Genomic DNA, 11,259 nt, shown 5'->3' on the forward strand with positions numbered 1-11,259 from the left:
ATAATATGAATAGTGATAAAAGTGATCAAAGTGCACTTTTTAACAGAACTCTCGATATTACACAGGATTTGTATAATAAGATGAGTACGGCAGAAGCAGAAGGAGGATGGAACGATCATTTCGGACTGTTCTCTATTTTTGCTGAGCTTGGAAGAACACTTGTAGAAGCAGACAGATGCAGCTTTTGGAAATGGGATAAGATAAATCATAAGCTGATAACCAATGCTGCTGTTGGCACAGATCAGATCATCATCGATGAGAACACAGGTCTTGTGGGACGTGCCATCAGAGAGAAAAAACCAATCGTAACAAATGATCCGTACAATTGTCCGGATTTCAATTCTTCAGTGGATAAATCCACAGGATATACCACAAAATCAATTCTAGTAATTCCATGTTTTAATTGCAAAGGAGAAATGATAGGCGCTTATCAGGCTATAAATAAGCTTGATGACAAGGGCTTTGATCTTGAACATGATGTCAGAAGACTATCTCTGGCAGCAGTTGTTTGTGGGATTACTCTTGAGGCGGATACCTTCCTCGATGACTCGCAGACAGATAAGCTGACAAAGCTTAGAAATCGTATGGGTCTTCATAGCGATTATAAATCTAAATATCTCAAACTCATGCAGAGGTCTGACGATGATAAAGTAACTGTTTCAGTAATTATGTGTGACATCGACCACTTCAAAAGGGTAAATGATACTTACGGACATAATGCGGGAGATGCCGTACTGGAGCACGTTGCGAAGAATTTAAGAGAAAGTGTCAGAGAATCAGATACTGTTTACAGATGGGGAGGAGAGGAATTCATCATTTTCCTTGCTAAGGCAGATCTTGATCAGAGTGCATTTGTAGCAGAGAGAATCAGGAAAAGAATCGAAGCTTCAGTATGTACCTTTGAAGGAACTGATATCAAAATTACCATGAGTTTTGGCTGTGCTGAAATGGATCCGGCAGTACCTGTAGAAGATAATATCAAGGTTGCAGATACCAGATTGTATATTGCCAAGGAAACAGGTCGAAATCAGGTTATCAAGGAAACGATAGAAGGCTATGAGAAGGTAGACTCATAAGGGGAAAATATGGGGGAAAAAATTTTTTCAGTTACTATTCTTGGTGCAAGGGGTTCTATTCCTGTAAGTGGAAAGGAATATAACTTGTACGGTGGTGAAACTTCATGTTATATGGTTGAACTTGGAAAACAGGTTATTTTTCTGGATGCCGGAACCGGAATAATTAATGCGCCTGATTTAAAGGATAAGGATAATGTTTATATTATTCTTTCTCATCCACATCTTGACCACATAATTGGACTTCCCTTTTTTCCGGAACTATCTAAAAAGGATAAGACAATAACACTATTCGGAAAAAGATTAAAAGAAAAATCAATTGAACATCAAATAGAAAAGGCATTTTCAAAACCCTACTGGCCACTTACCATTGCGGAATATCCTTCCAATATAATTTATAAGGATCTTGAAATTCCTCTTGAATTGCAAAACGGAGAAGAAAAGATACTTGTAGAAGCAGCTGAAGTAAATCATCCGGGGGGATGTCTTTCATTCAAGATTACCTATTTGGGGAAAAAGCTTGTTTATATGACTGACTGCGAGCTGCAATCAAAGCCGGAAAGTAATTTGACGGGCTTTGCAAAAGACGCAGATCTAATTCTTTTTGATGCACAGTATACGGAAAAAGAGTATGAAACAAAAAAAGGATTCGGTCATTCGACTTTAAAGATGGCTAAAGAGTTTAAAGAACTTACGAACTCTAAGAAAATGATTCTTATTCACCACGATCCGAAGCATAATGACAGTGATCTCAAAAAAATGGAGGACAGTTTAAAAGAAACTGACATTAGCTACGCAAAAAAAGGAATGAAAATAGATATTTTATGAAAGAAGTTTTTGGGGAGGTAAAAATTTCACTATGAAATCTACCGGAGAAAGAATATTAGTTTTTGCAATGTGCTTGAGCATAACCATGACAGCCATTTTTGCAGGGCATAAAGTTATGGCTGAGGAAGCGGTTGCATCCACAATCAGAATGACAAAAACTGAGGGAGAAGTAAAAGTAACCGATAGTTCGGGGACAGAGCTCAAGACCACCGATAACATGAGACTATTTAACGGTAATCATGTTGGCACTGATAAGGCAAGCTATGCCTATTTTAATCTTGATGATAAAAAGGCTGTAAAGCTTGATGCCATAAGCGAAACGGAAATACATAAAAAGGGTGATAATCTTGAGGTCCTTGTATTATCGGGAAACATGTATTTTAATGTCTCTGAAAAACTGAAAAGCGGACAAAACGTGAATGTTCGCACCTCAAACATGGTGATGGGTATCAGAGGAACCATCATTCAAACCAGGCAAAACGGTGATACAACAGAAATTGTCTTCATCGATGGAAATGGAGAGGGTGAAACCAGCGATGGACAGCATATAGAGGCAGGACCCGGTGAAAAGGTTACTGTACAAGGCGACCAGGACGGAAGTGTGAAAATTAATACTGATAAAGCCACTATCGAAGATTTAGGAGGTTTTGTCTGGATTGAGATTGCAAATGATCCTGATGCCAGAGATAAAGCGGAAGGTGCCGGTTTTGACACAGAAGGAGTAACTCCTGAGTCCGCAAAAGATAGACAAAATAAGGAAGAACAAGCGAATTCAGATTTACAGGACAAAGTAAATAAGAATAAAGAAGACCAGGATAATAATTCAAATAATGATGCATATTGGGGCGGAAATTCTACACAGGCACAAACTGTTACTAATACAAACACACCTCCCCAGGCAGTAACACCTCAGGGACAGGGGAATACTGTACAACCTGAAACCCCGCAGGAGCCGGCAACACCAGAAAATACTAACCCGGTTGTTGAGCAGCCTTCCGAAGAAGATCCTCCTGCTGAAAATAATGATGGAGGAAGTCAGCAGAAAAAGAAGTATAAGATTACGCTAAATTTCGATAGTGATGACGGAAAAGTAAAGTCAACGGTATCTGAGGCAGAAGAGGGAAAGAGTGTAACAATAAAAGTTAGTCCTAAGGATGGATATAAGGTTAAGAGCGTATCTTCTAAGCAGGTGGACTTAGAAGAAGATGATGGAAAATATACGTTTGATATGCCTGCTAAGGATGTAACAATAACGGTTAAATTTGAAAAGGTGGAGGAGGATACACCTCAGCCTGAACCTGAACCAGAGCCGACTAAGTACACAGTTACAACAGAATGTGATACCAGCCAGGGAAGCATTAGTATCAGTCCTTCAGGGGAACTTACAGCAGGAACTTCGGTTACAGCAACGGCCGTTCCGAATGAAGGATACTCTTTTGATTCGATGACTATTACAAACACTTCAGATAACAGTGCAGTCACAGCATCCGGAGATGGAAATACAAAATCATTCACGATGCCGGAAGGTAATGTAAAGGTTAGCGCTATATTTAAACTTAATACCTATGATATTGCAACATCTGTGAGCGGTGCAGATGCTTCGTTTGTGAGTGTACTGGTAAACGGAGAGGCAGCAACCAGTGCAGCCTACGGACAGAAAGTTACAGTCAGAGTAAAGATGGATGATAATTATTATCCTAAAACAATAAGTGTTAACGGCAATTCAGAAACAGCAACCTATGTCAGTGCAAATACGGGAGAAGAACCTTGGACTCTTGATTATGAATTTACTATGGGTACTGCTAATGCTCAGGTGGATGTAACATATGTTACTCCTACAGCAATTACAGGCTATGACAGTGACGGATGGATGATGAGTGTAACTTCAATAAAGGGTGATGTGAAATTTAGTACGAATGATCATGAAGGAAGCATTTTTGTAGGCACCACAATGGATGAAGAATTAGATCCTATGACTGATACTATGCTAATTATTTTTCCTGGAGCTACTCTAACGATCGGAGAACGCACTAAGATAAAAGTCGGTTCTAATGCAAGTATTATCAATTATGGAACAATAAAATGCATAGTAAGTATGGAAACTGAAGAATGGAATGGTTCTATTGTTGAAGCAGGGGGACAAATTATAAATCGTGGAAATGGAGCTATAGTTAACGCAGAGGAGTAAAGATGTATGAAAAAAGTAAATTCATTACGAAGAAAAATGAGCATACTATGTAGCATTTTCATCACTGTGCTCACTATAGGAGGCTGTGGAACAAAGAGCAGTGACGTCACAACTGACACTGCGCAGGAAGGCGCCGTAGATGCAAGGGGAGAAGTTGAAGCAAAAGAAAAAACTCCTGAGCAGAATCTGGAGAAATCATCAGAGACTGTTGATGAGAAGAGTGTAGATAAGGATGAAAAAGGCTATCTTGAAAATGAGAAATTTAAGCCCTGCACAATTTTCTTGGATGGTGATGACTTTATCATATCCGATACATATTATGATGCAGTCTGGAAATATGATGGGGAAGAATTCACAAAGATCGCAGGAGCTGACAGCGTAGAGGATATCTATGGTGTGCCACTTGGCGGATACAATGACGGAAAAACTGAGGAAGCTCTGTTCACGGATCCTTTTGAGATTACCAAATTCCAGAATGGTTATGCAGTTTCCGATACAAAAAACGATGTTGTAAGGTACATACATGATGGAATAGTAGAGACACTAAATGCAGCTATTTCCTCAGGTGGCAAGGAAAAGCCTTGTGAGTTTAATAATCCTACAGGACTTGCAACTGATAATGATGGAAACCTTTATGTATCAAATACCGGAGAAGGAGAAATTATTAGAATTACAGGTGACGGAAAAGCGGATAAGGTTCTTGTTAATCTGAATGAACCCATGGGATTGTACATTTTTGATGGATTTCTTTACATAGCTGAGACAGGAGCAAACCGCATAGTGAAGGCTTCCATGAAGGAAGATAAGGCGGGAGTAATCGAAGAGGTTGCAGGAAGCGGAGAAGAAGGAATGAAGGACGGCGATGCAAAAGAGGCACTTTTCTCATCTCCGAAAACACTTTTTGTAACAGAGGATGGATCAGTTTATGTGGCAGATACAGTTAATTCCGCAATCAGATGTATAAAAGACGGAGAGGTTTCAACTGTTGTAGAAGGAAATACCGGAGAGATCAATGCTTACCCTGTAACACCTACAGGTCTTTGCATAAAAGATAATGTGCTTTACGTTTGCGACAATTTCAATGGTAAAATCTATGAATTTGAAATGGAATAAGTATGGCAAATATTTTATAGCATTACTAATTTCAATTATCTTTGTTTTAATCTCCATAAGCGGGATTACAGATTCCGCAGACGGAGTTGTTTCTGATGCAATCTACCAGAAAAGGATAGCAACCGACGGACAAATAGTTGTTGTCGGAATTGATCAGAAAGCACTTGATGCTTTGGGCCCTTTTCCCTGGTCCAGGAGTGTAATTGCAGATTGTGTCAGTTACTTAAACAGTGCGCAGGAAAAACCTGCCGTAATCGGACTTGACATTTTGTATGTCGGAGAAAGTGCAGACCCTGACGCTGATGACTATCTGGCAGCAGTTTGTGAAAATGGACAAAATGTGGTTGTAGCTTCTGCGGCAACCTTCGGGAGCGAACTTCAGATTGAAGACGCCGGCTTCTATATGGATGAGAGAGCTGTGCTCGCTTTTGATGAACCCTATGATCAGTTAAAGGCAGCAGCGGGCTATGGCCACATAAACACCATGGCTGACAGCGACGGTATCATCCGTCATGGAATCTTATATGTGGATGTTCCGGGAGAAGGAAAGGTATATTCTTTTTCCAGAACAATCTATGAAAAATTCTGTGAAAACAATGGAATAGAGAAAAATCCTCTTCCAAAGGAAAATGACGGATTTTTCTATATATCCTATTTTACAAATGCTGGGGGATACTATGATTTTATCTCTGTAGCGGATCTGTATTATGGTGAAGTTGATCCTGAGTTTTTCTCCGGAAAGGCTGTTCTTATAGGACCTTACGCAGCAGGACTTCAGGATGAATACAGAACAGCCATTGATCATGCTGCTCCTACCTATGGAGTGGAAATACAGGCCAATCTTGTGGATTTTTTCAGAAGAGGTTTTTATCCGTCAGAGGCATCACGAAATGTTCAGCTGATAATTCTATTTATCATATGCATAGTCATGTGTCTGTTTTTCTATGATAGAAATGTAATCCCATCTATTATCGGAGAAGTACTGGTATGCGGCGGGTATATCTTGCTTTGCCTTCTTCTTTATAAGACATCGGGTATTGTTCTGCACGTTTTGTGGATACCGCTTTTTGTATCAATATTATTCATTGGTTCAGTTGCTATGAACTATATTAAGGCTGCAAGAGAAAGAAAAAAGGTCACCAATACTTTCGGAAAATATGTAGACCCGGCGGTTATGAAGCAGCTTCTTGAACAGGGTGAGAGTGCCCTGGAGCTTGGAGGAAAGACTTACGACATAGCGGTTCTTTTTGTGGATGTAAGAGGCTTTACTACTATGAGTGAGGCGCTGGATCCGCCAACAGTCGTAGAAATAATAAATCAGTACCTGACGCTGACAACAGAGTGCATAATGAAAAACCACGGAACGCTGGACAAGTTTGTCGGAGATTGTACCATGGCCTTCTGGAATGCTCCGGTTGCACAGGACGACGCAGTTTATATGGCATGTCGTGCGGCAATGGACATGGTTGAAGAATCAATAGCTCTTGGTGAAAAATTGAATGAGAGATTTGGAAGAAGTGTATCCTTCGGAATAGGAGTTAATTACGGACCTGCGGTTGTAGGTAATATCGGAGCACCACTCAGAATGGACTACACTGCCATAGGCGATACCGTTAATACGGCAGCGAGACTTGAAGCCAACGCTCCGGGAGGTAAGATCCTGATATCAAGAGCAGTTGCCGACATACTTGGAGACAGGGCGGAGGTAACATCTCTTGGAGACAGTATTAAATTAAAAGGAAAAGCTGAAGGGTTTGAGATACTTACCCTGGATGTGCTGAAATAATTTTTTTGGAAAAAAGAGCTGGCATAAAACTTGTGAGGTGACAGATGATCAATACCGTAAGAATTGATAACATGGATTCACTTTTCCGAATGATATCAGAGCAGGAGTACAGGGATGACCTTGGAAGACACAGGAATCTCTTTGTGTACAGAGGACAGCCCGATGCGGATTTTGAACTGGTAACAAGTCTTATGAGAAACTGCAAGGACAAGAGAAGAGAGCTCGAGCCTTGTATATTAAGGAATTTTACTAAGTATGCTGCTATAGAGGAACCATCGATAGAAAGATCCATATGGAGACAGATGATATTCGGGCAGCATCACGGACTTCCCACAAGGCTCCTTGACTGGTCGTTCTCACCTCTGATCGCACTTCATTTTTCCACAGCTGAAGGGGACATGGATCAGATGGATATGCATGACAGTGCAGTTTGGAGAATAGATATCCATGAGCTTCATGATCTTCTTCCCGAAAAATACAGGCAGGAATCCAAGCGAGTTAACAATACTGTTTTCTCAGTTGATATGATGCAGGATGTATGCGACAGCCTGGATCAGTATGATAAGGATATGGGTAACCAATCGATGGTAGTTATAGAGCCGCCTTCAGTTGACAGGCGCATAGTTAATCAGTATTCTTTCTTTTCCGTGATTCCAAGTGACATGGAGGATATCGAAGGCTTTCTTAATAAAAATACCTCCAACACTTATAAGTATGTATTGGACAAAAAACTTCGCTGGCAGGTCAGGGACATGCTGGACCATCAGAACATTTCGGAAAGAATTGTTTATCCGGGACTGGACGGTCTTTCACGCTGGCTTGGAAGACACTACTTCGTGAAGTCTTGAAGTTAGCTGACGGCTATGATACTATATTTTAGTGCGAAAAAAGCATAAGTGTTCTCGTAGCTCAGCTGGATAGAGCGTCCGCCTCCTAAGCGGAAGGTCGTGTGTTCGAATCACATCGGGAACGTTGAAAGAAACTGGCTTCCGACGAAGTTGGTTTCTTTTTTATATATTATTGTCACCAGATTTACTTAAATTGTCACTCACCTATAAGCATATCCTTCATTTCAGATAACCTTCTCATATCGGTCAGGGAATAGTTAGATTAATTAGTCTGTATTTTATGTCCAAGTATGTAAGCCCTGTCAGCAACACAGAATAAGTTTTATTTCGCAGTTTTCAATTGCGTAGTCTAACATGATTTGTATGAGCTCGTTCCGGCTTAAATTAGCTGATTTGGATATATCATCAAGTTTCTGGACGGTCTCGTTCGATATCCTTATTGAAAAGTTCTTATAGCCATCTTCTCCTCTTTTTTTTATAATCAGTTTTTCATTTGCCATTTTTATCACCTGTATTTAACATATTTAACACCTTTCATTAGTAAGTTTATTATGAGTAACAGTGCTGATATATGATAAAAATATGGCAAAAAAAATATAGCTATATAGTGCCATTTATAAATATTCAATCATAACTAATATTAATATTGTAAATATAGCATCAATATGTTATTGTAAATAACGGCGCTAATGATAAGTGTTTTATGAGGGAAGCATATATCTATGAGAATTCATAAGAATCTTGAAGCAGTGTCAAGAAATAATAAAGAAATACAGCGCGTGATCATCAGACACAAAAATCCACCACCGACAATAAGAATTTAAAAGTAAAAAACATCTTAAATACAGTCAAATGCATCTAACATTAGCACTGTATCAGATTAGTTTCTAATTAAGTACTCGCGCAGATGCGCTCGTTCGACTCTATCTTTGATACAAGAAGTAAACAAAATCTACACCGAAAGGAGCGTGATATTATGACGAATATCAATATCAAACTTAAGAAGATTTTGGCGCTTACGCTTGCAGTAGCCATGGTCTTTTCAATCGCTGCTGTATCCACACTTACAGTAAAAGCAAGCGAAACCCACTCTAAAGGCTACGACTGGATGGTCGAGAAGCTCGACGCCAACGTTGCTGCTGGTACAACAACAACAAATACCGTAGATTATGGTGACCATGTCGAAGAATACACCAAGACCGAAGCGGCATCTCTTTTTGATACTGTCGAAAAAGAAGCTGATTATAAGGAAAACTTCATTACTGTTACTGAAGCAGAATTGGAGGAACTTAAGACAAAATATAAAGATGTCAGAACAGGATATTATTCGACATATCCTAATCAGCTCCAAACTTTATGGGATAATGCATGGATGCATTTTGAAGACCCTATACTGGGAACAACCACACAGGGCTGGGCTGATGCAATAGTAAATCCTATACAGGATACTTCAAGTAACAGTTCTTCCAATAATACCGCAAACACGTCCGATAACAATCAGACAACTGATACGCGGTCTGAACTTGAAAATTATTCAAATGTTCAAGGATATACCGTGCATAACCCCAGCGAATATGGCTATGACACAATTCCAGGTTGGAATATATATGCACACATTCCTGCAGGAAGCACTTTCAGAGCTCTTGATGGTATCATCTATAAAGTTACCAAAGAAGGCGGATACAGGAGCCTTGGACAGGTTCAGATAATCGGTTATGATACAGTTGGATTAGAATATCATGGAAGAGCTCAAGACAGTCAGTATCTGGCAATGACAGCGCCAAAGAAAGACATTTTACTTCCTAACACTGTACAATTTAATGAAATTGGTGAACTTTATGGTGTAACATCAAGTTATGATGATAAAAAGCGTGCACACAAACAAGGAGAAGACGCTTTCCAAGCATGGAGAAACGGTCTTAACAGATTTGGCAGCAAGGTTGATGACAATAAAGTTGTAAATGCAGGCAGTATGTTTGTCAACGCCTACAGTGCAGAACTTTCAAGTGGAACTTCAGTTCTTGCACCCGAATACTTTGTAATCACAAGTATAGCACAAGGCGCTTTTAAGGGTGATACCGATTTAAAGAAAGCGTATCTTCCTGAATCTGTTACAGAAATACCCAAAGACTGCTTTAGCGGATGTAAAAATCTACAAGAAGTAACATGGGGTTCAAACTCTCTCAAGATTACAGAAAAGGACAGTCTGTGCGTCAACAGTGGAATGCCAAAAGCTAAAGCTAAGAAATCAATAGCCAAGAACGCTTTCTATAAGTGTAAAAAGCTCAAGACATTCAATCTTTACGGCGCGTATGCACAAATCAAAGTTGCCAAGAATGCTTTTGGCAAAGACAAAAAGACCATCACTGTGAAGACTTATAACAAGAATAAGTGGACGAATAAATTTGCCAAAGATATCCACAGTAAGGGTAATGCCAAGAAGGAAACAAAGCTTAAACTTGGTGTTCAGGGTAACAGCACCGCTGATACTATCCAGGAAACCAAAAAGAAATCTTCCAAGAAAAGCAAAAAGTAACTAAGCCAATACCGAATCATCCGATTCTTGTATCGACATCCCCATGGAGCCTTACAGCTCTGTGGGGAAAATTTTTATCGCTGAACAACCTTTTTCGGCGCTTCCAAGTATTCAGCGCCTAAAACGGAACAACACACTAAAAGCCATATAACAGTGATATTATGGATATAGAAATATTTATGGAAAGGAGCAGTTTGCTATGAAAAAAAAATATTGATTGTTTGAATGATGATTATGAGTTACCAATTCATTTTGATGGACTAGAGTCATATGTTTACTATATAAAAGACCAGATGAGAATTGGAGGGTTTGATCATGGCTATGAACTTGGATTAGGAGGCTCTGGTTATGTGAATGCTAATCAGTATGATGTAAAAATAGCTAAAGAAATTGCAAGTATATCTTTTGGAGATGATGGTTTTAAGATTGATTACACTAATCTTGAAGGAGAGTCTAGATATATTGCTGACAGAATGTTTAAATATGGAATATTTGATGCATTACTTAATGGACTTAATGATTCAGAATATGAAGAGGCATCAAGCGATGAAGAATACTTAGCAACTCTTTGCGCAGCTATAATTTATGATAATGAAGTCTAATAAATTGAGACAGTGAGACGGTGAGACAGACAGTTTATAAATAATAATATTTAAATATCACAGGGAAAAGAATAATAATCTTTTTTCTATAAAAGGTGTCTCATAAATAACAATATTATCCTATTACTTGTGATTATGATGTATCAGCGAGAAAACTCCTTCCGACATAGTCGGTGGGGGATGAATCGCTGGCCCTCAGCGTTTCGCTTTGCTGTATCGTCCTGTTCTTTCATATTTTCTTTTGTGGTCATCCGTGCGCTGGCTTTCTATATATTTTTTCACTGT

The 11,259-nt window shown here is 39.3% G+C and carries 9 protein-coding genes and 1 tRNA gene; 9 read left to right on the forward strand and 1 reads right to left on the reverse strand.

The genetic code is table 11. From position 1 onward, the window contains the following. The first annotated feature begins 5 nt into the window (after nucleotides 1-5). From G596_RS23790 to G596_RS0110550, 7 genes are all read left to right on the forward strand, one after another. On the forward strand, nucleotides 6-1,076 hold the full coding sequence (locus G596_RS23790; protein WP_022761808.1) for a sensor domain-containing diguanylate cyclase: 1,071 nt from the start codon (nucleotides 6-8) through the stop codon (nucleotides 1,074-1,076). 9 nt (nucleotides 1,077-1,085) lie between these two features. Then, nucleotides 1,086-1,901 (forward strand): MBL fold metallo-hydrolase, encoded by an 816-nt coding sequence (locus G596_RS0110525; protein WP_022761809.1) that lies wholly within the window; start codon nucleotides 1,086-1,088, stop codon nucleotides 1,899-1,901. 31 nt (nucleotides 1,902-1,932) lie between these two features. After that, nucleotides 1,933-4,089: an InlB B-repeat-containing protein gene (locus tag G596_RS0110530; RefSeq protein WP_022761810.1), complete on the forward strand. Its 2,157-nt coding sequence runs from the start codon at nucleotides 1,933-1,935 to the stop codon at nucleotides 4,087-4,089. Nucleotides 4,090-4,095: 6 nt separating this feature from the next. Further along, nucleotides 4,096-5,202: an NHL domain-containing protein gene (locus G596_RS0110535; RefSeq protein ID WP_022761811.1), complete on the forward strand. Its 1,107-nt coding sequence runs from the start codon at nucleotides 4,096-4,098 to the stop codon at nucleotides 5,200-5,202. Next, nucleotides 5,171-6,988 (forward strand): CHASE2 domain-containing protein, encoded by a 1,818-nt coding sequence (locus G596_RS21785; RefSeq protein WP_022761812.1) that lies wholly within the window; start codon nucleotides 5,171-5,173, stop codon nucleotides 6,986-6,988. Before G596_RS0110535 ends, G596_RS21785 begins: the two co-directional genes overlap by 32 nt. A 44-nt stretch (nucleotides 6,989-7,032) precedes the next feature. Further along, the gene (locus G596_RS0110545) at nucleotides 7,033-7,836 is read left to right on the forward strand and encodes an FRG domain-containing protein (RefSeq protein ID WP_022761813.1); all 804 of its coding nucleotides are present in this window, start codon (nucleotides 7,033-7,035) and stop codon (nucleotides 7,834-7,836) included. 50 nt (nucleotides 7,837-7,886) lie between these two features. Further along, nucleotides 7,887-7,960, forward strand: a tRNA-Arg gene (locus tag G596_RS0110550). 178 nt (nucleotides 7,961-8,138) lie between these two features. Here the strand turns inward: G596_RS0110550 and G596_RS25955 are convergent. Beyond that, nucleotides 8,139-8,336, reverse strand: coding sequence for a BfmA/BtgA family mobilization protein (locus G596_RS25955; RefSeq protein ID WP_022761814.1), 198 nt, complete (start codon nucleotides 8,334-8,336; stop codon nucleotides 8,139-8,141). A 476-nt stretch (nucleotides 8,337-8,812) separates the two neighbouring features. On the opposite strand from G596_RS25955, the gene G596_RS0110560 reads away from it, so the two are divergent. Both G596_RS0110560 and G596_RS0110565 read left to right on the forward strand, forming a co-directional pair. Continuing rightward, the gene (locus G596_RS0110560) at nucleotides 8,813-10,372 is read left to right on the forward strand and encodes a leucine-rich repeat protein (protein WP_022761815.1); all 1,560 of its coding nucleotides are present in this window, start codon (nucleotides 8,813-8,815) and stop codon (nucleotides 10,370-10,372) included. Nucleotides 10,373-10,593: 221 nt separating this feature from the next. Next, complete coding sequence (locus G596_RS0110565) at nucleotides 10,594-10,974, forward strand: hypothetical protein (RefSeq protein ID WP_022761816.1); 381 nt, start codon at nucleotides 10,594-10,596, stop codon at nucleotides 10,972-10,974. The last annotated feature ends 285 nt before the right edge of the window (nucleotides 10,975-11,259 follow it).

Source organism: Butyrivibrio sp. AD3002, from assembly GCF_000420905.1.
In the GTDB taxonomy this organism is placed as follows: Bacteria; Bacillota; Clostridia; order Lachnospirales; family Lachnospiraceae; genus Butyrivibrio.

Bases quoted from the DNA above. Each gene is read 5' to 3' on its own strand.
- G596_RS0110530 (WP_022761810.1), top strand. From the start codon at position 1,933: ATGAAATCTACCGGAGAAAGAATATTAGTTTTTGCAATGTGCTTGAGC.
- G596_RS0110525 (WP_022761809.1), top strand. From the start codon at position 1,086: ATGGGGGAAAAAATTTTTTCAGTTACTATTCTTGGTGCAAGGGGTTCT.
- G596_RS0110535 (WP_022761811.1), top strand. From the start codon at position 4,096: ATGAAAAAAGTAAATTCATTACGAAGAAAAATGAGCATACTATGTAGC.
- G596_RS0110545 (WP_022761813.1), top strand. From the start codon at position 7,033: ATGATCAATACCGTAAGAATTGATAACATGGATTCACTTTTCCGAATG.
- G596_RS23790 (WP_022761808.1), top strand. From the start codon at position 6: ATGAATAGTGATAAAAGTGATCAAAGTGCACTTTTTAACAGAACTCTC.
- G596_RS25955 (WP_022761814.1), bottom strand. From the start codon at position 8,336: ATGGCAAATGAAAAACTGATTATAAAAAAAAGAGGAGAAGATGGCTAT.
- G596_RS0110560 (WP_022761815.1), top strand. From the start codon at position 8,813: ATGACGAATATCAATATCAAACTTAAGAAGATTTTGGCGCTTACGCTT.
- G596_RS21785 (WP_022761812.1), top strand. From the start codon at position 5,171: ATGGTAAAATCTATGAATTTGAAATGGAATAAGTATGGCAAATATTTT.